18 protein-coding genes are annotated in these 21,032 nt (G+C 64.9%); 6 read left to right on the plus strand and 12 right to left on the minus strand.

Annotation, left to right across the window (positions count from 1 at the left end; translation table 11 throughout):
- Window positions 1-212 precede the first annotated feature (212 nt).
- Window positions 213-2,219, plus strand: a complete 2,007-nt coding sequence (gene nasA / locus C444_RS01415) for an assimilatory nitrate reductase NasA (protein ID WP_004590404.1) — start codon at window positions 213-215, stop codon at window positions 2,217-2,219.
- Between the two features lie 90 nt (window positions 2,220-2,309).
- Here nasA and C444_RS01420 read toward each other — a convergent pair whose 3' ends face one another.
- Window positions 2,310-3,623: an MFS transporter gene (locus C444_RS01420; protein WP_004590405.1), complete on the minus strand. Its 1,314-nt coding sequence runs from the start codon at window positions 3,621-3,623 to the stop codon at window positions 2,310-2,312.
- A gap of 460 nt (window positions 3,624-4,083) precedes the next feature.
- Between C444_RS01420 and C444_RS01430 the strand changes: the two genes are divergently transcribed.
- Both C444_RS01430 and C444_RS01435 read left to right on the plus strand, forming a co-directional pair.
- Entirely contained in the window at window positions 4,084-5,406 is a 1,323-nt protein-coding gene (locus C444_RS01430) for an MFS transporter (RefSeq protein WP_004590406.1), read from the plus strand.
- Between the two features lie 375 nt (window positions 5,407-5,781).
- Window positions 5,782-7,548 carry a nitrite/sulfite reductase gene (locus C444_RS01435; RefSeq protein WP_004590407.1) on the plus strand — a complete coding sequence of 589 codons (1,767 nt, stop codon included), beginning with the start codon at window positions 5,782-5,784 and terminating at the stop codon, window positions 7,546-7,548.
- A 265-nt stretch (window positions 7,549-7,813) separates the two neighbouring features.
- Here C444_RS01435 and C444_RS01440 read toward each other — a convergent pair whose 3' ends face one another.
- From C444_RS01440 to C444_RS01460, 5 genes are all read right to left on the minus strand, one after another.
- Window positions 7,814-9,169: a substrate-binding protein gene (locus C444_RS01440; protein ID WP_049909017.1), complete on the minus strand. Its 1,356-nt coding sequence runs from the start codon at window positions 9,167-9,169 to the stop codon at window positions 7,814-7,816.
- A 167-nt stretch (window positions 9,170-9,336) separates the two neighbouring features.
- Window positions 9,337-9,981 carry a chemotaxis protein CheC gene (locus C444_RS01445; RefSeq protein WP_004590409.1) on the minus strand — a complete coding sequence of 215 codons (645 nt, stop codon included), beginning with the start codon at window positions 9,979-9,981 and terminating at the stop codon, window positions 9,337-9,339.
- Between the two features lie 210 nt (window positions 9,982-10,191).
- Window positions 10,192-10,650, minus strand: a complete 459-nt coding sequence (gene lrp, locus C444_RS01450) for an HTH-type transcriptional regulator Lrp (protein WP_004590410.1) — start codon at window positions 10,648-10,650, stop codon at window positions 10,192-10,194.
- A 9-nt stretch (window positions 10,651-10,659) separates the two neighbouring features.
- Window positions 10,660-11,025 (minus strand): P-II family nitrogen regulator, encoded by a 366-nt coding sequence (locus C444_RS01455; RefSeq protein ID WP_004590411.1) that lies wholly within the window; start codon window positions 11,023-11,025, stop codon window positions 10,660-10,662.
- Window positions 11,018-12,346, minus strand: coding sequence for an ammonium transporter (locus C444_RS01460; protein WP_004590412.1), 1,329 nt, complete (start codon window positions 12,344-12,346; stop codon window positions 11,018-11,020). The genes C444_RS01455 and C444_RS01460 overlap by 8 nt, the downstream gene beginning before the upstream one ends.
- 464 nt (window positions 12,347-12,810) lie before the next feature.
- Here C444_RS01460 and C444_RS01465 point away from each other — a divergent pair, with 464 nt between their 5' ends.
- Together C444_RS01465 and C444_RS01470 are read left to right on the plus strand one after the other, a co-directional pair.
- Window positions 12,811-14,421 carry a methyl-accepting chemotaxis protein gene (locus C444_RS01465; RefSeq protein ID WP_004590413.1) on the plus strand — a complete coding sequence of 537 codons (1,611 nt, stop codon included), beginning with the start codon at window positions 12,811-12,813 and terminating at the stop codon, window positions 14,419-14,421.
- Complete coding sequence (locus C444_RS01470) at window positions 14,421-15,770, plus strand: PAS domain-containing sensor histidine kinase (protein WP_004590414.1); 1,350 nt, start codon at window positions 14,421-14,423, stop codon at window positions 15,768-15,770. The genes C444_RS01465 and C444_RS01470 overlap by 1 nt, the downstream gene beginning before the upstream one ends.
- Window positions 15,771-15,840: 70 nt before the next feature.
- On the opposite strand, the gene C444_RS01475 is transcribed toward C444_RS01470, so the two are convergent.
- The 6 genes from C444_RS01475 to C444_RS01500 form a co-directional block, all read right to left on the minus strand.
- Window positions 15,841-16,323 carry a DUF7519 family protein gene (locus C444_RS01475; RefSeq protein WP_004590415.1) on the minus strand — a complete coding sequence of 161 codons (483 nt, stop codon included), beginning with the start codon at window positions 16,321-16,323 and terminating at the stop codon, window positions 15,841-15,843.
- On the minus strand, window positions 16,320-17,576 hold the full coding sequence (locus C444_RS01480) for a DUF58 domain-containing protein (RefSeq protein WP_004590416.1): 1,257 nt from the start codon (window positions 17,574-17,576) through the stop codon (window positions 16,320-16,322). Before C444_RS01480 ends, C444_RS01475 begins: the two co-directional genes overlap by 4 nt.
- Window positions 17,573-18,100, minus strand: a complete 528-nt coding sequence (locus C444_RS01485; RefSeq protein ID WP_004590417.1) for a DUF7269 family protein — start codon at window positions 18,098-18,100, stop codon at window positions 17,573-17,575. Before C444_RS01485 ends, C444_RS01480 begins: the two co-directional genes overlap by 4 nt.
- Entirely contained in the window at window positions 18,097-18,810 is a 714-nt protein-coding gene (locus C444_RS01490; protein WP_004590418.1) for a DUF4129 domain-containing protein, read from the minus strand. Before C444_RS01490 ends, C444_RS01485 begins: the two co-directional genes overlap by 4 nt.
- A 103-nt stretch (window positions 18,811-18,913) precedes the next feature.
- Window positions 18,914-19,894 carry a porphobilinogen synthase gene (gene hemB / locus C444_RS01495; RefSeq protein ID WP_004590419.1) on the minus strand — a complete coding sequence of 327 codons (981 nt, stop codon included), beginning with the start codon at window positions 19,892-19,894 and terminating at the stop codon, window positions 18,914-18,916.
- 46 nt (window positions 19,895-19,940) lie between these two features.
- Window positions 19,941-20,669: a competence/damage-inducible protein A gene (locus C444_RS01500; RefSeq protein WP_004590420.1), complete on the minus strand. Its 729-nt coding sequence runs from the start codon at window positions 20,667-20,669 to the stop codon at window positions 19,941-19,943.
- Between the two features lie 171 nt (window positions 20,670-20,840).
- On the opposite strand from C444_RS01500, the gene C444_RS22870 reads away from it, so the two are divergent.
- Window positions 20,841-20,969, plus strand: a complete 129-nt coding sequence (locus tag C444_RS22870; protein WP_275039443.1) for a hypothetical protein — start codon at window positions 20,841-20,843, stop codon at window positions 20,967-20,969.
- Window positions 20,970-21,032 lie beyond the last annotated feature (63 nt).

Consider the following 21,032-nt stretch of genomic DNA (forward strand, 5'->3'; position numbering starts at 1 on the left):
GGACGGATGTCTGAATCCCGGACTGGAAGTAAGGATTTCGTAAAGAGTTACTGTTATACATTGGGTGTTCATCTACGTAGTTACGAGAATGGTAGCCGAACGTACTGTAATATCATGTAAGAGTGGACAGACGGGCGTCGGACGGCGCGTGATCGGCTGTGAGTGACTGGGTGCCGACGACGTGTATGCGGTGTGCGGTTGGCTGTGGACACATGCACCGCGGCGCGGACGTGGGCTACGGGATCGACACCGCCCGCGGCGACGCCGCGCACCCGGTCAATCAGGGGCTGGCCTGCGCTCGCGGGCTCCGGGAGAGCAAGGACCCCGACGGGGAGTGGCTCACCCGGCCCATGGTCCGCAGCGGCGGCGAACTCCGACAGACCCAGTGGGACGTGGCCCTGGCCCACGCCGTCGAGGGGCTCCAGTCCGTCCACCAGCGGGACCCCGACTCCGTCGCCGTACTGGGCAGCGGTCAGCAGACGAACGAGGCCGCCTACGCGCTGGGGAAGGTCGCCCGCGGCGGCTTCGGCACGCGCAACTACGACGCCAACACGACGCTGTGCATGGCGAGCGCCGTCACCGCCTACTACCAGGCGTTCGGCAGCGACGCACCGCCGTGTACCTACGCCGACATCAGCGACGCCGACCGCCACGTCGTCTGGGGCGCGAACCCGGCAGTCGCCCATCCAGTCATGTTCCGCTGGCTTCAGCAATCCACCGACGAGGACGGCGTCGAAATCATCGTCGTCGACCCCGTTCGCTCCGAGACCGCGGAGAACTCCGCGCACCACGTCGCGCCCGACCCCGGCAAGGACCTCGCGCTGGCCCGAGCCGTGCTCGCTCGCATCGTCGAGACGGGGCGGGTCGACCGCGAGTTCGTCGACGAGGCGACCGAGGGCTTCCAGAAGCTGCTCGCGACCCTGCCTGACGCCGACGACGCGGCCGCCGAGGCCGGCGTCGAGCCGGCTGACGTGGACCTGCTTGCAGACGCGATGGACCAGCGGGCACTCATCTACTGGGGCATGGGCATCAATCAGCATGTCCAGGGCACCGAGACCTCGCGGGCGCTCATCGACCTGACGCTGGCGACGGGGAACCTCCGGCCCGGCGGCGGTCCGTTCTCGCTGACAGGCCAGGCCAACTCCATGGGGACCCGCATCTGCTCCTCGAAGGGGTCCTGGCCCGGCCAACGGGCCTTCGAGGACCCGGACCACCGCCGTACCGTCGCCGACCACTGGGACGTACCGGTGGACCGCCTCCCCGACGACACCGGTCCCGGCCCGGTCGGGATGCTCGAAGACGAGCCAGACGCCGTCTGGGCCGTCGCCACGAACCCCGTCGCCGGGATGCCCGAAGCCGATTCGGTCCGCGAGACGCTGGAAGACGCGTTCGTCGTCGTACAGGACGCGTTCCACACCGAAACGACCGAGATCGCTGACGTGGTCCTGCCCGCCGCGACGTGGGGGGAAAGCGAGGGCACGACGACGAACATGGAGCGGACCATCTCCCGCGTCCGGCCAGCGACCGACGTGCCGAGCGGCGTCAAGCCGGACCTGGACATCATCGCCACCATTGGCTCGCGGCTGTTCCCCGGCCTGTTCGAACACACGACGCCGGACCCGTCGGACGTGTTCGACGAGTTCGCTGCGCTCACCGAAGGGACGGTCGCCGACTGCTCGGGCATCACCTACGAGCGACTGGACGACGTGCACGCCGTCAGGTGGCCCGCGCCCGACGAGGACAGCGCCGGTGGCTACCGCTACTACGACGAGGAGTCGTGGTCGTTCCCAACCGCCTCCGGCCGCGCGCAGTTCTCCACCGGCCGGCAGGGGTCGCTCCCGGAGCCGACCGACGAGGACTACCCGCTGACGCTGACGACCGCTCGGGAGGCCGACGGGTACAACACCGGCGTCCGCTCCCGCGGCGGCGAGGCCGGCACGCTGGTGGCCCGCATCCACCCCGAGACGGTCGACGCACACAGCGGTCTCGTCACCGACGGTGAACTGACCGTCGAGACCCGCCGCGGCTCCGCGACGGTCGCCATCGACCGCGACGAAGGCGTTCCTGCGGGGATGGTGTGGCTCCCGATTCACCACCCGGTGACGAACCGGCTGACCCTTTCCGACCGGGACCCCCAGTCCGACGAGCCGAACTTCAAGCAATGTGCCGCCCGCCTGGTCGCCGCCGAGGCCGAACTGCCGCCCGCCGCGGCTGACTGAGGCTCGCTGGCACCGTCGGCCCTTCTCGTGCGGTGCTGTCGACTGCGTTTTTCGAGCCCACCAGCGGACAGGTCGCGAAAAAGCGCCGAGCTAATCGTCCGCCGGCACGGCGTCGGCCGCAATCGTCGGCTGGTTGTTGTACAGCCGTTCCGAGAGCGCGACGGAGACGAACGCGAGCACGACGAAGACGGCGAATCCAGTAGCGTAGCCGGCTGTACCGTAGACGTCGACGAACACGCCGAGCACTGGTGGGACGACGAAGCCGCCGAACGCGCCGAGCCCGCCGACGAGGCCGGACGCGCCGCCGACGGCCTCGGGGACGTATTTGGGCACGAGCTGGAACACGGCGGCGTTGGCGACGCCCATGCCGACCGCGAGCGAGATGGTCGCCCAGAGCGCAATCGTGTAGTTACGCGTCGTGACGACAGCGAGTGCGGCAACGCCGACGAGTACGAAACTCAGGACGGCCGTCACCTCGCCGCCGATGCGGTCGCTCAGGATGCCGCCGGGAACGCGGATGAGCGCCGCTAACAGCGTGAACGCCACGGCGGTCAACGCACCGGCCGACTGGGCGTCCATCCCGTGGACCGCGGTCCAGTAGGAGGGGAGCCACACCGTGAGTGCGAGGAAGCCGCCAAAGGAGGTGAAAAACAGCGCGACCAGCACCCACGTCCGGCGGATGGCCGCCGCCTCGCGGATGGACTCGAAGGCGTCACCGCCCGGGAACAGCTCTTGGCCGTACTCCTTCGCCCGCTCACGGCTCGCTTCGGCGTCAAGCCCGCCGTCCCGTAGCTGAAACGAAGGCGGGTCGACCGCGATGGCCGCGTACGCGATGGTCCCGACCACGAGGAAGCCGAACCAGACGAGATACGCGTTCGTCAGCCCCAGCGCTCCGAGCGCGATCGGCAGCAGGAGCGTGAAAAACCCCGGCGAGCTGTTACCCAGGCCGGCGTACACCGCGAGCACGGTTCCCTGGGTGTCCTTCGGATACCAGTAGGCGGTCTGTGTCGTCCCGACCGAGAACACGGCGATGCCACAGCCGCTCAGGGACCCGAACAGGAAGACGAGCGGGTACAGCGTCATCGTCAGCCCGTCGGGATAGAACACCGTGAGCAACACCGCCAGGCCGCCCATCCCGACGATAGAGAGCCCCAGCAGGACCAGAAACGGCCGCTTCGGGCCGACATCGTCGACCCACGCGCCGAACGGAATCCGCAACAGCGAGCCGGTCAGTTGCGGCGCTGCGACGAGCAACCCGAGCGCGAGCCCCGACAGGCCCATCGCCGACTCGAACTCCGAGGCGACGGGGCCATAGAGGACGACGCCGGCGAACCCGATGAAGAAGCCGAGCGTCGCTGACGTCAGTCCCTGCCGGGGCGACCCACGAACCTCACTGTCGTCCATACACTATCGCCAGTTCCTTGATTAAATATATTTTCGGTATAGGGGTAGAAACGTATGGAAAATATTGCGAGAGTTGCTAATATACACAAAATAGGGCTATTAGATTGTTCAATTGGACAGTATACTTCTAATCAAACCGTACCGGGATCGGCCACTCAATTCAATTGGACAAATAGACATATAGGGGCGAATACAATGAAAAACATCTAAAATATTCTCTTCCGGTCGGCATATTTGATTTTTCAACGTCCTTAAGGAGAGCATATTCGATGGTATATTGGTCGGCTATTCAACCAGCCTACATAGAATTACCGTTCTGTAAAGAGTTACTGTTATTAACTGGCGTTGCATTCGGTCAAAATGTGATAATGTGGTCGAACATCCAAAATAAAACCAAATCGGTGTACAAACACTCGCAGATGAACCCATCTGATAGGCAGTCCGAAACGGAGGTGTCCGCATGGGACTGATCAGGATGACGAAGTACCGGACGCTGCTGCTCGCGACTATCGGGTTCAATTTCTCGTTTCTCATCTGGTTCTCGTTCGCGCCGTTTACCGGTCCGATGGCCGAGGAGTTCGGGCTCTCGACCGCGGAGATCGGTATCCTGGCGAGTTCGGCCATCTGGATGGCCCCGTTCGGACGGATGCTCACCGGCTGGCTCTCGGATAAGTTCGGCGCGCCGGCTATCTTCGCCATTGTGCTGGCCTACGTCGGTGTGTTCTCGATGGCGAGCGCCTTCGCACAGGACTACGCCGTCTTCTTCGTGTTGCGACTCATCGTAGCGACGGCCGGCATCACCTTCGTCATCGGCATCCAGCACGTCGCCGAGTGGTTCGAAGAGGAGAACCTGGGACTGGCGGAGGGCATCTACGCTGGCGTCGGGAACGCCGGTGCCGCCGGCGGCGCACTGATTCTCCCCCGCGTGTTCGGCTCCGGCTGGAGCGGGCCGCTGTTCTCGACGAACTGGCGGGCCGCGTTCTTCTATACCGGCATCGTCTCGATCCTCCTCGCAATCGCCTACTACACGCTCGGCGAGGCCGCGAAGACCGAGGCGAAACGCCAGGCGACCAAGGAGAACACCAACTTCAAAGGCTGGCTACACACGGCCACGCGGTACGGCACTGTCGTCCTTGCGGCCGCGTACATCATGTCCTTCGGCCTCGAACTGTCGATGAACGGGTGGCTCGCCACCTACTACCGCGAAGCGTTCAACCAGGACAACCTCGTCATTGCGAGCACCTTCGCGGCGACGTTCTCGATTGCTGCGGGACTGCTCCGGCCGTTCGGTGGCTACGGCAGCGATCTGCTGGCCCGCAAGGAGAAGAACATCCTGCCGTTCTTCAAGGGCCAGTACCGCGAACAGTGGACGTTCCTTGGGCTCTGTTTCATCGTGGTGATGATGTTCGGCATGACGCTGGCCGGCCTCTCCGGGGTCCTGCTGAACGCCGTCGTCATCGGCTTCCTCGTGGGCACGGGCTGTGCCTGGGCTGAGGGCGCGATATTCGCACAGGTGCCTGCGATGTTCCCCAACGACTCGGGCTCGGTTGCGGGCGTCGTCGGCGGCGTCGGCACCGTCGGTGGTATCGTCTACCCGCTGTTTTACTCCGCGCCGTGGCTGGCGAACCTCCACCTAGGGTACTCCGTAGCCGCTGTCACGATGATCCCCATCGTTGCCCTGTCGGCGTGGGTGTTCCGACCGGAGATCGCGAAAATCGCCAACACGGCCGGGTTCACCGGTAGCACGCAGGACGCTCCCTCCGTCGCCCCCGGTGACGACTAAGACGCGGCTCTCGACCCTGACCGTCAGCGACGCCGGTCCGACGCGCACGACTGACGCCGCGGCTCCGCAGATACAGTCCCCGTCGGCTGAATCACGCTAGCCCGACCGACCAGGGCGCATTCGCGCTGCCAGATCTCTATATCGACGCCGTCTTGCGGTTTCGTTTTTTCAACGCCTCCGATATATAACATCCTTAAACACCTCTGAGACGGTATAATTCTGGACGGCTGTTGTGCTAGTCACCTCGGTTCTTCACTTCTTCAACGATCAGTGTTATAAGGAATCAGGCTGAGTGTTTAGACGTGAATTAGCGGACGTTCGGGAAGATATGAGCGACAAAAAATCACATTCATTAAGAACTGAGGGTGACTGAAGATGGTACACAAAAAAGAGGAGTACAAGGAGGAGTTGTACGGTGACGAAGTACGAGAGAAACTAGAGGAGTTCGCCGAGAAGGGGTGGGATTCCATCCCCGAGGACGAGCGCGAGAAGTGGTTCTCCCGGTTCAAGTTCTGGGGCGTGTTCCACCACCGCGGCGGCCAGGAGTCGTACTTCATGATGCGGCTGACCAACTGCGGCGGCGTCCTGGAGCCCGATCAGCTCCGCGCCATCGGTGAAGTCGCCCGTGATTACGCGAAAGGGCCGGCAGAGAACCCCGAGTTCGGGAACGGCTGGATCGACCTCACGACACGGCAGTCCATCCAACTGCACTGGCTCAAGCTCGAGGACATTCCGGAGATCTGGGAGAAGCTCGAAGCCGTCGGCGTCTCATCGCGCTCGGCCGGCGGTGACACGATGCGGAACATCTCCGGCTGTCCGGTCGCCGGCAAGGCCGAGGAGTACGTCGAGTCCCGGCCGATCCTCGACGAGATTCAGGAGACCATCCGCGACGACGACGATCTGGCGAACATGCCCCGGAAGTTCAACATCTCGGTGTCCGGCTGCCGGCAGGGGTGTGCCCAGGACAGCATCAACGATATCGGACTGGAGCCGGCCCGCAAGATTATCGGCGGGGAGGAGGTCGAAGGGTTCAACGTCTGCGTCGGCGGCGGCCTCGGCGGCCGCGAACCCCGCGAGGCCCGCCCGCTCGACCTGTTCATCCGACCCGAACACGCCGTCGAGACGGTCCGGGCCTTCGTCGAGTTCTACCACGAGGCGGGCAACCGCCAGAACCGCTCGAAGAACCGCGCTCGGTTCTTCGTCGACGAGCACGGGACCGACGCCATTCGCGAGGAACTCGACGAGCGACTGGACTTCGAACTCGAAACCGCCGGCACCGACTTCCGCGGGGAGTACACGTACAACGCTGGCGAGCGAACCGAATACGGTGCCCACGACCACGTCGGTGTCTACGACCAGAAAGACGACAAGAACTACGTCGGGCTCTCGGTGCCGGTCGGTCGACTCTCCGCCGAGGATGCCATCGAACTCGCGGACCTCGCCGACGCCTACGGCTCCGGCGAGGTGCGACTGACCCGCCGACAGAACCCGCTCATCATGGACGTGCCCGACAGGAACCTCTCGAACCTCCTCAACGAGCCGCTGCTGGAGAAGCACTCCCCCGAGCCGAACCCGTTTGTCCAGGGCGCGATGGCCTGTACCGGGACGGAGTTCTGCTCGCTTGCGCTCACGGAGACGAAGGCGCGGATGGCCCGCCTGCTCCGCTGGCTCGGCGACAACGTCGAGGTGCCCGACGACGTGGACCGCATCAAGATGCATTTCTCGGGCTGTACGGCCGACTGCGGCCAAGCGATGACGGCCGACATCGGCCTGCAGGGGATGCGCGCCCGCAAAGACGGCCAGATGGTCGAGGCCGTCGACGTGGGCGTCGGCGGCGGCATCGGCGAGGAGCCAACGTTCATCGAATGGGTGCGCCAGCGCGTGCCCGCCGACGAGGTGCCGGGCATGATCGCCAACATCATCGAGGCCTACGCCGCGTTGCGCTCGGAGGGCCAGACCTTCCGCGAGTGGGTCGACGCCACCGGCCACGAGACTATCGTCGAACTAGCCGAACCCCACGAGGTCGAGGGGTACACCGACCCGTGCCTGGCCGACGGCAAGCAGTCGTGGTACCCCTTCGACGACGGCGACAGCCCGGCCCCGACCGACGCCGAGGGCCAGCCGATTTCGGCGGATGACTGACCATGGCTGAGATAGACTGTCCGACCGACCACACCGACGACGATCCGCCGGAATCCGCGGCTGAGGGGGTGGCATACGACGCGGCACCGGAGCTACTGGAGTAACGCGGCCCCGGCCCCGAACGGCCGGATTCGGCGGCGCGACCCGCCTCTCTCAGGGCGTGTCCGTCTGCCTCTGACAGACGGGGACTGCTCGTGTCCACGTCCCCACTCGGTTCTCTGTTTGCCGTATTTTTCGGGTGTATAGTCGTCGCTGAGATCCGGGTCTAATCCCCGTAGTCTCCGAGTTCGCACTCGGCGGCCGGGCCGCCGTCACAGTCGTATCCGACCGCTTTCGTAACCCTGAGCAGGTCATAGAACCGACCGAGGGACTGCTCGGACTCGGGAAGCCCTTCGACCACCGGCACGCCACGCTGGGCCTGATGGTCACAGCGCCGCATCGTCTGGCTGCCCAGCCCAACCGAATATTCGTGATCTTCCAGCTCTCGGATAACCGCCGGCGGGTAGAACGTACCGGCTCGCTCGACAGCCGCGGCGTACTGGAGTGTCTGCGCGTAGGCCAGATGGGCCACGCCGGAGGGTCGCTGTGCGTTCCCATACTCCGCGGTGAAGGCGTTCTTGAACTCGTTCGAGAGGTCGGACGAGGCGCTGGTATCCCACGCCACCGTCCCGACGACACCGTCGAGCGCCGTCGAGGCGTTCTGTGCCACGATGCGGTTGTACAGCGGCACCACAATCCCTACCTCGTCAGGGAGGATTTCCTGTGCCTTTGTCAGTGAGTTCGCGGCGTCGAGTCCGTAGTGGTCGAGGAAGACGACCTCCGCACCGGCGTCCCTGGCCTGTTTGAGTGGCTCCTCGTAGTCCGTCGTCCCGAGACGCGTCGGGATACTCGTGAGTTCGACCCAGCCACTCGACGTGAAGAAATCACGGATCGACGACTCCATCGTTTGCCCCCAGTTGTAGTCCGCGTAGATCTGGACGTACTGGGCGTCTCGGCCGAACCGTTCTTTGAGCACCGGAACCAGCGCCTGTGCGGTCATGTACGCGTTGAACATCTCCCGGAAGCTGTAGCGGACACAGTCCCTCCCAGTCGTATCGTTCGAGTGCGTCAGGCAGCACATATACGGGACCTTCTGGGCCTGTGCGACCTCCTGCTGAGCGATGGCGACGGAACTGGATGAGCCGCCGGAGAACATGATGACGTCGTCCTGCTCGATCATCTCCTCGGCGTTGGCCGTCGCGACATCCGGCTTCGTCTCCGTGTCTGCAGTGACGTACTCGACGGTTTTTCCGAGCATGCCGTCACCGCTGAGTACGTCAAAGGAGCCCTGTCCGACCCAGCCACCGCCCCCGTTGAGATGCTTGACGGCCAGTTCGTACCCCCGAAGTTCGTCGCGCCCTTCGGCAGCGTATGTCCCGGACTGTGGCACATTGAAGCCGAGCGTTACCGCATCGCCGCCGACCGGATAGTTCCCGAGCGGTGGGTGCTCCGGTGTGTTTTCGGCTCTCGATCCCCCGCCTTGGCACCCCGCCAGCCCGGCGAGCCCCGCGGCACCGACCCCACCGGCAAGTTGTAGTAGCGACCGCCTGTCAACTGCTTCTCCCCCTCTTTCCAATCCCATACCAGCTGTTTTGATGGTAAATATATATAATACTTTTTTCAGTAGAAATGGGTGAACAATTAGCATAGAGGGTACTAGTATCTGGTAATAACGTCTGTGTTCTCTTCCGCGATTACATCCACCCTGGCCGCGCACGGAACAGGGGGAGCAGAGATAGTGTACCGATGTCAGTCGAGAATATTGCCGGCTTCGGTGTCTACCGCCACGTCGGTGTCGAGGTCGATATCCTGAATAAGCGCAACGAGGTCCTCCAGTTCGGGGAACGTGTACACGGTCATCCCGAGGTCGCCGTCGTCGACGGTGATACGCGAGTCGACGACGAACACCAGATCCGAGTCCGGCCAGCCGCCCATTTCATCGACGATGCCGTCGGCCGGTCCGAACACGAAGTTCGGGGTCCCCATATCGATGGTTGTCTCCAGCACGTTGGCCCACCCGTCGATGAACGCGGAGGTCATGATGTTGCCGATCTCCTGCATCGCCGACCGTTCCATGTCGGAGAACCCCTCGCCCTCGCTCGGTTCGCCCATCCCGCCCATCATCGCGCTGGCCATCTGCTTGCTGTCCTCCGGTTCGAGCAGGAACAGAACGTAGCCGTAGGGCGGTTCGTTCAGTTCGACGTAGATGCCGACGCCCTTGTCGTCGCCGATGTGTGTTTTGACGTCCTCAATGTCGAGAAAATTGATCTGTGAGGTCCGAACTGTCGCGTCGAGCCCGGTCAACTGACCGAGGTTCTCCGCGACTGTTCCGGACCCCTCCTTCGCCATCTGGTTGAAAAGGTCCAGCTTCCGCACGTCGACTTTCAAGCCCATACCTTCTGGAGCGGCGCGAGCGGCTTAACGCCACCGCTGGGAGCCACACTCACCAGTGGATTGGGTCTGGTAGCCGACCGTCGGTAGTTCCACAGGGTACAAGAGAAGACATTCAGCCACCACGCAGTCGCTATAGACACGTCCCGTTGTCCCTCTGGGCATGTCTCATCCCCTGAACCGGCAGGAAAAACAGGGCTACGGGCGTCGTCTTCAGACGTCAGTTCCGTCGACCGGGAACTGCTCGTGTTCACACACCGTGTTCAGTACAACCGATGTCGAGGCGGATCGGATATCCTCGTCGGTCAGCAGCGTCTTTATCCGCTCGTTCATCGACTGCGTGTCGGTGAACTTCCCGACGGCCACGATGTCGTGGTCGCCGGTCACTTCGTAGACCGCAATCATCTCGCGTCGATCCCGTAACTGGTCCACCACCCGTCCGAGCCCGTCGCCCTCGACGGAGAGCTGGAACACGGCGGTCACGTCGTAGCCCAGCGCCCCGTAATCGATGTCGACGGTGTATTCGTCGATCACACCGGTCGCCTCCAGGTCGTCTATCCGGCGCGATACCGTGGTCGCCGCGATGCCGGTCGCAGCGGCGACGTCACGGGCGCTGGCCCGGCCGTCCTGGAGCAGTGCGTTCACTACCTGTCTGTCGGTATCATCGACCATTTCGTCCGCTCAGACTGCCTCTGGGCCTTCTTTGCCGGTTCGGACCTGGTAGGCGTTGTCCACGGGGAGGACGAATATCTTGCCGTCACCTTTCTCGCCGGTGTGGGCACCGTCGGCGATGGCATCGACGACATCCTTTGCGGGGATGTCGGCGACCACCGTCTCGACTTTGACCTTCTGATGCAGGTCGACGACGTACTCCTCGCCGCGCCACTGTCCCTTCTTTGCGGGCTGTGAGCCGCGGCCGGACACGTTCGTCACTGTCAGCGAGGGTGCGCCGACCTCCGCCAGCGCCTTCTTTACATCGCCGAGTTTGTCCGGTCGAACCATTGCCACTACCATCTTGATTTCAGAATCGTCGGTTTCGTCAGTCATCTTGGGAACCTCCGTCAGTACGCATGCTCGGGCTCACTTTACCACCATCGGCAACGACGCTCTCGCCACCACCGAACTCGGGGTAGGTCTCGACGCCGTGTTCGCTGACGTCCAGCCCTTCCTGCTCGTGCTCGGGCGTAACTCGGGCCTGACCGGCTGCCTTGAGGGCGTACCAGACAACCCCGGTTGCGACAATCGTCCAGCCCGCGATAGCGGCGACTCCGATCAGCTGTGCGATGAAGGCGTTGATGACCGACCCGACCGTGCCGGACGTGGCGACGAACGGGAACAGCAGCGTACCGAGCACACCGGCGCTACCGTGAACCGGGAAGACGGCACAGACGTCGTCGATTTTCATCCGGTTCTCGATGAAGCTGAACACGACCGGCAGCTGTCCGCCTGCGAGGCCGCCGACGATGATTGCGCCCCACCACGTCGTGGTGTCGGGAATCGCCGTGATGCCGACCAGTCCGGCGAGCAGTCCGTTTGCCACGTACAGGGTGTCGACCTTCCCGGTTTTCAGCCACGCGACCAGTCCGGCACCCATCGCACCACAGGCCATCGCGATAGTCGTCGTCATCGCGACACGGCCGACCGTCGCGAACGCACCGAGGGCAAGCGATCCGTCCTCGACGACGAAGACGGTCGCCGCCGTACCGACGTTGAAACCGTACCAGCCAAACGCCAGAATGAGCGTTCCCAGAACGGCGAACGTCAGGGAGTGGCCCGGGATGACGTTCGCGGAGCCGTCCTCGTTGTACCGACCCATGCGTGGGCCGAGGACGTATGCCGCCGTGAGGCCCGCGATGCCGCCCATGCCGTGGACGATCATCCCGCCGGCGAAGTCGTGGAATGCCTCGCCGCCGAAGCTAATGTACGCGCCGGCCCACGTGATTCCGGTGACGACGGGGTAGATGACCGCCGCCAGCAGGAACGTGTACGTGATGTACGCGCGGAGCTTGGCTCGTCCGGCGACTGCGCCGGAGACGATGGTCGCTGCCGTCATCGCGAAGACAGCACCGAACAGCCAGCCGACGTAGTCGTTTGCGGCCCCGGCACCGAACGCGGGCGAGAACCCGCTGCCCCCGACCAGGGAACTGATCCCCGAGCCGATAAGGAAGAACACCGTCACCCCGACCGACCAGGTCAGGAGGTTCTTCGTCAGCTGGTTCGCGACGTTCTTCGAGCGCACCTGCCCCGCCTCCAGCATGGCGAAGCCAGCGTGCATGAAGAAGATCAGGAACGATACCACCAGTACCCACATCAGGTTGACACCCTCCGCGAGTACGGTCGGATCTACTTGTAGTGCAGTGTAGCTCATTTCTAGCTCACCTGTTTCGTTTTGTCATCGACTGCCGTCTGCATGTCCAACTTTCCCCCATTCTGGCTCAACTTCTTCAACTCTTTCACGAGAAAGGGTCTGGTAACAGCACTACATAAGGTTTGCCTTTATGAATACGGAAATTAGAGGGGATGTGGTAGACGACCGTCCAGATTATGGTATGATATTATGGATATAAGGTTGTTCTACGTAAAGAAAGTCCGTATATGCACACTGGAATTTTGGACGTTTGTCGACCCCGGTTCCGGCCGCAGGGGGCCAAATAGGCCGTTTTTGCTTGCGCGCGCTCTCGGCTGGCGGGTGTTGCCAGCGACAACAGGGTTATACCTCGCGACCACAGATTCGGATTTAGTATAAATGTCCGGAAAACAGTGGGGGGACGTGGCACAATGTGCCGATAAACTGTACAAGTCGATTATGCTTCGGAGGGTTCATAGCTGATTATGGCTTCGGACCACTACCCCTCCGTTCCGGACCAGTCGACGGCCGTGACAGAGGAACGGGCAGTCGCGAACGCACAGGGCGCACTCGATGTCGTTCAGGCGGCGTCGGTGACTGTCGGCGAGCAGCTCGCGGCAATTGACGACCGTGCAACGGCACAGGCGACCGACGCACAGTGGATCGCCGATGAGGTGTCGTCGCTTTCGGCTACAATCGAAGAAATCGCTGCGACTGCGACCGAGGTCAGCGAGCAGAGCCAGCGGGCAACGGATGCGGCAAACGACGGGCGGAAAGCGGCGGCTGACGCCATCGAGTCGATGGACGAGGTCCGCGAACTGGGCCAGGCGGTCGCCACAGAGGTGGCCGCCCTGCAGGACCAGGTCGACCGTATCGCCGATGCGCTGGCCGGCATCGACCGCATCGCTGATCAGACGAATATGCTCGCGCTGAACGCCTCGATAGAGGCAGCGCGGGCAAGCGGCACCACCGATACGGACGGGTTCGCCGTCGTTGCAGACGAAATCAAGGGGCTCGCCGAGGAGTCCCAGCAGCAGGCTGAGGAAATCGAGACGACGCTGGCTGCGGTTCGGGATGCCACCGATGACACCGTTGCCCAGCTCGACGAAGCTATCGACGGTATCGACACCGGGGCCGAGCAGGTCACCACGGCGATGGCTCGGCTCGACGACGTGGCCGACACCGTCGCGGAAACGGCCGACGGCATCGCGTCCGTCTCGGCGGCGACCGATGAGCAGGCGACGACGAGCGAAGCGGTCGCCCAGCGGTGTGAGACGGTGTCGGACCGCGCCGCTGCTATCGAAGACGACCTCTCCGAGATACGTGCCGCCCGCTCCGAACAGACTGCAATGCTGGACGAGATCGACGACGTGCTCGCCGCTGCCGAGGCCGACCGGCAGGACCGACTGGCGGACGCGCCGACGGTCCCGACCGGCATTGCCGGCCTCGACGATCTCTGTGGCGGTGGCCTCGTCATGGGCGGTCAGGCTGTCTTCCGATACGCTGACGGGACCCAGGTCGACGGGGTCGTTGCGCAACTGTGCGCGACGGCTGTCGCCGCCGGCCGGGCGGTGTCGCTGACGCCGCCGCCGTCACTGGACCGGTCGACGCTGGCCGCCGCGTTCGCGGCGACCGACCACTCGCTCGAAGACGCGCTCGACGACGACGCCCTGTTCATCCTCGACATGTTCGGGCACTGGGACGCCAGATACAACATGTTCGACCTCGAACGGACCTCGCTCGCCACCGCCAACGAGACGACGGCGACCAGACGGGACGCCCCGCTGGTCATCGTGGGCAACATTCAGGGAGAGATACGGATGATGGGCGAACAGGCCGCCAGAGAAGCCCGGTACGAGAACGATGACGGCGTCTTCGAACCCCACGACACAGTGGTCAACGTCATCGACGACGACGCGGTCCCAGCTACGCTCGCGGCGTTCTACTCGGGCGCTGCCGATCAGGAACTCACGCTGACACAGACTGACGGCCGCGAGTACCTGACGCTCACGGCCTCGCCGCGTGGCACTGTGGGGACGAAACAGTCGGTCTCCCGGCTGTCGAGCCCACCCTTCCTCCGGCTCAGAGACAACTGATGTTCGGTATCGACGACACCGGTCGGATTACGTTTGCGACAGAGGAGTTCGCTGCACTGCTTGCCCGAACATCCGCCGAACTTGTCGGCACACCCGTCGACACGCTGGTGGCAGCCGAGGATCGCGAGACACTGGCCGAAGCCAGACAGGCCGTCAGCAGTGCTTCAGACCGGCTGACACGGACCTGCCAGGTCACACTGCGCCAGAGCGACCGCTCTCGCCCGGTTACGATTGAACTCACGACCGCAAACGACGGGTCCGTGGTCGGCTCGCGCTGCCAAACGACCGAGACAGCCGACCCGTTTCAGCACCTGTTTGACCTCATCCAGGACGCGGTCGTCGGCTTCGAAATCGTCAATTTCGTCCCGATTGTGCGGACGGTCAATCCCGCGTTCATCGAGACTTTCGGATACGACCGCGAGGAAATCGTCGGCGACCCCCTCAACGAGTACATCGTTCCCGGTGACCGTGTTGAAGAGGCGGTCAACTACGACGAGCGAACGGCCGCCGGGGAAGTCAACTATGCCGTCGTCTCCCGGGAAACAGCCGACGGCTGCCGCGAGTTTATCTATCGCGGCGTCCCGTACGACACGGTCGACGGCCGTCGCTGTGGGTTCGCGATGTACACGGATGTGACGGACAGCCGGCGGCAAAAGCGCCGGCTCCGTGTTCTCCATCGCGTCCTGCGGCACAACCTTCGGAACGAACTCTCTGTCATGTTCGGGACGTCCGAATACGTTCGTGCCCACGCAGCCGACTCGTCCGTCTCGCTGGCCGCCTCCCGCGCCCTCGACGCGGCTGACCGCCTCGCCGCCGTCAGCGAGAAAGCCCGGAGCGTCGAAACCGCGCTCGACGGGGACGCCGACCAGTCGGTCGACGCGGCGGCATTGGCCCGGTCTGTCGCTGATAGCTATCGCCCGGATGCACCGGTCGAAACGGCACTCCCGAGCACACTCCCTGTCACTGGTGGGACGGCCGTCTACGACGCCGTCGACAATCTTGTCGAGAACGCAGTCGAACACACACTGCCGGGTACGGCCGTCCGAATCACAGCTGAACAGGCCAACGGCGACGCGTTCGTCCGTGTTCTCGATGACGGCCCCGGTATTCCCGCCGCCGAGCGAGCCGTCGTGTTCGAGGACGCGGACATCACGAACCTCCAGCACGGGAGTGGCCTCGGTATCTGGCTCGCCCGGTGGGTCGCCGAGACGGCCGGCGGCAGCATTGAGTACGACCGAACCGACGGGTGGACGACCGTCTCGCTTCGGTTCCCGCTGTCCGATGCCGATACCGAGGACGTGCTTACAGTGCTCGATGCCCCGGAATCAGCGGCCGAGCCGACGCGGTAGTCGCTGCGACGCTCTCAGAAGTATCCTGCCCCAGTAGCCACGGCCGGCGAGGCCGACGCAGACCGGGACGTTATCGCCTGAGCGCCGCAGTGAGTGCGATTGCACCCAGCACGACGCTTGCCAGCGCCAGCGGCGACAGCGGCGGTACGTCGAGCTGAAAAAGCAGCGTCGTCACCACGACAGCTCCCCCGACCAGCCCTGTCGTCCCCGCGATGTGGGTGAGTTCGACGGGCGTACCGGGTGCTGTTCCGAGGTCCGCGTAGAGGTCGATAGCCGCATGGGCAAACGTCCAGGCCAGCACCGTCGCACCGCCGGCGACCAGCACTGTCGTCGTGGTTGCTCCCTGAAGCGCGGCCACCAGCAGTGCCAGAAACAGCGACGCGCTGGCGAAGTCGACCAGCCGTCCGGACTGAATCAGTTGCCCGCCAGCGAGCAGGACCACGCCGACGAGGGCGGCGGCAGTCGAGACGGCGCTGATACCGGCGACGAACAGCGTCACAACGCCCGCCGCCAGCGCCGCACTGCCACAGACGACCCCGGTCCGGGTACTCATCGGCCACCCCGCTGGGCCCGTTCAGTGACTCGTTCCAGCGACTCCGCCGCGGGCCAGTCGTGGACGGCGATGCCAGCGGCTCGCAGTCGACGGAGCCGTTCGCGGCGTTCGAGCCGCGCCAGCCGGTGGCCCGCCGTATCCGTCGCAGTCGGGTCGGGGCTCAAGACCGTCACCGGGTGGCCGCTGGCGGCGAGTCGGCGGACCAGCGCCTCGCTGTCGTCGTCACACAGCGGGCCGAGAAAGACAATGTTCGCCGCCGTCGGCAGTTGCGCGATGAGCTTCGTCGTATCCGGTGTTCGGGTGACTGATGTCGCGGCGAACGCACGGTCGGTCCTGAGCAGGTCCCGGGCCTGTTGCTGGTGTGCGGCGCTCGTGCCTGGTGCGAGCCACGCGCCATGTGGCGAGTACGCCGCGACGCCGACCTCGTGGCCGTCTTCCGGGAGTCCCTCGACGAGGGCGACGGCGGCCATCGTGGACCGCTCGATTGCCGTCTCGGCATCTGGACGCGGCGCGAGCGCGGCGGCTGCTCTGGCGTCGACGACCACGACGACCGTCGCCGACTGTTCGCGGCGGAACTCGACGGTCCGCAGGTCGCCCGTACGGGCGTACTGATTCCAGTCAACGCGGGAGAGCGGGTCGTTCGAACGGTGCTCCCTGACCGCGTAGAAGGAAACTCCTTCGCCGCCCTCGTCGACAGGCACCGTCCCGGGCCGGCGAGCCACTGCGGGGACCAGCGGCAACAGTGCCGAACTGGCCGGCTGCTCCCAAGTAACGGTATCAGGCTCGGCCGTGACGGTCGTTCGTCGGGCGACGACGCCGACCACGTCCCTGACGACGACTGTCGCCGGGTCGAACACGCAGCGGTCGGTCCCCCCGGTAATCTCGTAGGTGATTGTCGTCGATGCGCCGGGGCGCAGCGCCGCCCCCAGTGACGCCGATCCCTCAACGACGCGGACGGAATCCGGGACGCCATCGGCGAGCCGGAGGTCCGGAATCGTCCGTGACCCGTCGTTGCGGACCGTGAGTGCGACAGTCACTCGCTCACCCAGTGCCGGTTCAGTCGGTGTGATGGACCGCTGTATCGACACGTTCGCGGCTGGCGGGACGGCGACGCGGTCGTACGCGCTCAGCGTGACGCCGAGCCCGCCCAGCAACACGAGCGCGGGGACCTGTCCCACAAGCCCGACGCCGACGGCGACCAGCGCGGCCCCGGCCAGCCCGAACCAGCGGCCGGTGCGGTGAACCTCGCTCATCGCTCCTCGTCGCGCCGTCGGAGTTCCGCCGTCGCGTGAGCGACACGCCGCTGGAACGGGTGGATGCCCGAGAGCCACCCGGACAACCGCGCCCGGAGCGATATCGGCGTCCCGTCGAACAGCTCCCGGGCCGGCTCCCTGTCCGCCCACGCGCCGGATCGGAGCGCGTCCGTCGCCTCGTCGGGCGAGAGCCCGTTGCGCTGGAGGACGGTGACAGCGACCCCCTCGACACGTTTCCGAATGGCTTCTTGCCCGGCCCCGGCACTAAGCGCCTCGTCGATGTCGTCGCCAGGGACCGTGACGTACTGGCTGTCAGTGTCCGGGAGCGCCATCCCGCGGTCGCTGTCGAGGGAGCGAACGAGGAGCGCCAGCAGTGCGACACCGCCGGCGAAGACAGCCGCGGCGAGTATCGGGAGATCCGAGACAGCGCCAGCGGGCAACAGCGGCGCGCCGATGGCAGCGAGACCGACACCGATGGCTGTTGCGACGAGGCCGAGTGCCAGCGGAACCCGGCGCAGTGTCACGTCTCTGCCTCCCCTGCGTACTTGTCGGCGTCTTTGTTCTCAGAAGCCACGTCGTCGGGATTCGCTGCGATGTCGTCCGTATCGTTGGTCGCCCGTTCCAGCGCCTCGCGGGCCTGCGATTCCAGAGCCGCGTCCAGCTGGTCTCGGCCGTAGCGGACCCGTTCGAACGCCGACCGTAGCGAGGCGACGGCGTCGGGGTCGGCACCAGCCGCTGTCGCGTCCGCCTCGATATCCTGTGGCGTCGAGGAACTGCGGTCCGGGGCTACCGCGTCTTCGAGGGCGGCCCACGCGCGGTACACGTCGTTGGTAAGTGGGATATCTATCTCGGCAGCGCTATGCGACGGGCTCCTCGCGGACTCCGCCGTTGCGACGGCTGGCGTCTCGCCGCCTGTTTCGTCGATTGTCCGGCTCTGGCCGGCCAGTCGCCACAGCACCGCGAGCCCGACCGCGAGGCCGACGGCGAGCGCACCGACTGCCGGGGCGGGGACACTCGGCAGCAGCGCGCGGGCACCGTTCTCGCTTTCGGGCGGGTCGATGCTACCTGGTGGGTCGCTGAGGCCCTGTCCGTCGGGGTTGTCGATCTCGCTGTCGTCCCGGGTCATCTCCGCCTGATCGGACCCGGTAGCCGCGTCGAGGCTTGCGGCCCCGACGCTGAACGACAGCAGCGCAATCGCGGCGACAACCGCCACGAGGAGGGACTGTCGCTGCATACAGCCACTCCGCTCCTGGCACATGAATAGGTTAGGGACCTGTCGTTCGCTGGAACGCTCCACGGGCGCGATTCGAACAGGTACACGCGGAGAACGGCCCCGCTCAGAGTTCGTCTGCGAGGTCCTCGGCGAAATAGGTGAGAATCAGGTCCGCGCCGGCGCGTTTGATCGATAGCAGTGACTCGTAGGCGACCGCTTCGAGGTCGAGCCAGCCTTTCTCGGCGGCGGCGTGCAACATCGCGTACTCGCCGGAGACGTTGTAGGCGGCGACGGGGTGGTCGTAGGACTCCCGGACCTCCTTGACGATGTCCAGGTACGGCAGCGCCGGCTTGACCATCAGCACGTCCGCGCCCTGCTCGACATCCAGGTCAACCTCGCGGCGGGCCTCGCGTGCGTTCGCGGGGTCCATCTGGTAGTGCCGGCGGTCACCGAAGGCCGGCGCGCCGTCGGCGGCGTCCCGGAACGGGCCGTAGAAGGCCGACTCGTACTTCGCGGCGTAGCTCATGATCGGCACGTCGGTGTTCCCCTGGGCATCTAAGGCCGCCCGGATCGCGCCGACCATGCCGTCGATCATGCCCGACGGCGCGACCATATCGGCTCCGGCCGCGGCGTGGCTCGCGGCGATTTTCCCCAGCAGGTCCAGCGTCTCGTCGTTGCGCACCGTCAGCCGCGGGTCCTCGGCGGCGGCGTCTTCGAGGACGCCGCAGTGGCCGTGGTCGGTGTACTCACAGAGACAGACATCCGTGATGACGTAGGCGTCGGTTTCGTCGGTGATCCGGCGGGTCGCCTCCTGCACGACGCCGTCCTCAGCCCAGGCACGGCTCCCGCGCTCGTCTTTCGACTCCGGGACGCCGAACAACATCACCGCTTCGACGCCAGTTTCGAGAACTTCTTCGACGCGATCCACGGCGTCCGCAACAGGGACCCGCTCGTGGCCCGGCATCGTCTCGATGGGGACGCGCTCGTCGGTCGTCGCGTCCACGAACACCGGGGCGATGAGGTCCGACGCCGAGAGGTCCGTCTCGCGTACCAGCGGTCGAACGCCGTCAGTCCGCAGGCGGCGCGGGCGCTGTGTCAGGTTCATACTGCCCTGTCAGTCCGTGGGCGGCATCAACCCACCGCTTACCGACCTACTCCGTCTCGATTCGCTCGCGGAGCCAGGCCGCCGCGTCGGCGACGGCCGCCGGGTCGTCGCCGGTGATCTTCACCCGCCCCGGCGTGTCGTCCTTGCGGGGATAGCTCCCGACAGCCACGTCGAACTGCTCGCGGGCCGCAGTGATGTGGGTGACGAGCGCGCCTTCGGGCGCGGGCGTGTGCATCGTCTCCGTCGTCCGGTCGCCGTCGAACTCGTCGGCCACGGTCTCGTACATCGCTTGCAGTTCCTCGGGGATGCCCGGGAACACGTACACGCGGTCGATGACACAGCCGGCGGCGAAGCTCTCGTCGGTCAGCAGCGCCTGCCCGCCCTCGGGGACCGACGCCCACGCGTCGAGATCCAGGTCCATGTCGTAGCGGTCCACCATCTCGGGGTTATCGTCGGCGAACTGTTCGGCCTTCGCTTCGAGATGGGCCCGAACGTCGTCCGGAACGACGAGGTCACGGCCGAACGCCCGCGCTACGGCTGCTTTCGTCACGTCGTCCGGCGTCCCGCCGATGCCCCCAGTGACGATGACCGCGTCGAAGGCGTCGTGATACCGCGCCACGGCTTCGGCGATGACCGCCTCGTCGTCGGGCACAGTCAGGACGCGGGTGACAGTGGCTCCTGCGGCCGTGAGCCGGCGGCCCAGCCACGACGCGTTCGTGTTCTCCGTGTCGCCAGCAAGCAGTTCGTCTCCGACGGTGAGCAGTGCGACCTCCATTACGTCGTCGTGGGTGGCTGGCGGCGTTAAGGGTTTGGCCGGTCGGCAATCCGTTCTCCGGATACACCGCCATGTTACGGTCCAATCGGTATTAATGGTATATTATGACATTAGATCTAGTCTAGCCATATTTCGGTAACATACATATACTGGGTCCTGTTAATCTATATCATGGTACTTGTCAGCAATTGCGTCGACTGCCTCAAACCCGTCGACCCGGACCGACACCGCTCGGCGAACACAGCTAGTGAAAACCGCGGCGAGGAATCCGAGACACGCCCGCGGGAAGTGACAGACTGACCGCACAGCCGACAGCGGAGTGATTCGTCGCCACGCACCGACACCGCCCAGTGTGGCGGGACC

This window comes from Haloarcula japonica DSM 6131, from assembly GCF_000336635.1.
GTDB classification, from domain to species: Archaea; Halobacteriota; Halobacteria; order Halobacteriales; family Haloarculaceae; genus Haloarcula; species Haloarcula japonica.

Coding starts and splice junctions, on each gene's coding strand:
- nasA (WP_004590404.1), top strand. CDS start 213: ATGCACCGCGGCGCGGACGTGGGCTACGGGATCGACACCGCCCGCGGC.
- C444_RS01420 (WP_004590405.1), bottom strand. CDS start 3,623: ATGGACGACAGTGAGGTTCGTGGGTCGCCCCGGCAGGGACTGACGTCA.
- C444_RS01430 (WP_004590406.1), top strand. CDS start 4,084: ATGGGACTGATCAGGATGACGAAGTACCGGACGCTGCTGCTCGCGACT.
- C444_RS01435 (WP_004590407.1), top strand. CDS start 5,782: ATGGTACACAAAAAAGAGGAGTACAAGGAGGAGTTGTACGGTGACGAA.
- C444_RS01440 (WP_049909017.1), bottom strand. CDS start 9,169: ATGGGATTGGAAAGAGGGGGAGAAGCAGTTGACAGGCGGTCGCTACTA.
- C444_RS01445 (WP_004590409.1), bottom strand. CDS start 9,981: ATGGGCTTGAAAGTCGACGTGCGGAAGCTGGACCTTTTCAACCAGATG.
- lrp (WP_004590410.1), bottom strand. CDS start 10,650: ATGGTCGATGATACCGACAGACAGGTAGTGAACGCACTGCTCCAGGAC.
- C444_RS01455 (WP_004590411.1), bottom strand. CDS start 11,025: ATGACTGACGAAACCGACGATTCTGAAATCAAGATGGTAGTGGCAATG.
- C444_RS01460 (WP_004590412.1), bottom strand. CDS start 12,346: ATGAGCTACACTGCACTACAAGTAGATCCGACCGTACTCGCGGAGGGT.
- C444_RS01465 (WP_004590413.1), top strand. CDS start 12,811: ATGGCTTCGGACCACTACCCCTCCGTTCCGGACCAGTCGACGGCCGTG.
- C444_RS01470 (WP_004590414.1), top strand. CDS start 14,421: ATGTTCGGTATCGACGACACCGGTCGGATTACGTTTGCGACAGAGGAG.
- C444_RS01475 (WP_004590415.1), bottom strand. CDS start 16,323: ATGAGTACCCGGACCGGGGTCGTCTGTGGCAGTGCGGCGCTGGCGGCG.
- C444_RS01480 (WP_004590416.1), bottom strand. CDS start 17,576: ATGAGCGAGGTTCACCGCACCGGCCGCTGGTTCGGGCTGGCCGGGGCC.
- C444_RS01490 (WP_004590418.1), bottom strand. CDS start 18,810: ATGCAGCGACAGTCCCTCCTCGTGGCGGTTGTCGCCGCGATTGCGCTG.
- hemB (WP_004590419.1), bottom strand. CDS start 19,894: ATGAACCTGACACAGCGCCCGCGCCGCCTGCGGACTGACGGCGTTCGA.
- C444_RS01500 (WP_004590420.1), bottom strand. CDS start 20,669: ATGGAGGTCGCACTGCTCACCGTCGGAGACGAACTGCTTGCTGGCGAC.
- C444_RS22870 (WP_275039443.1), top strand. CDS start 20,841: ATGGTACTTGTCAGCAATTGCGTCGACTGCCTCAAACCCGTCGACCCG.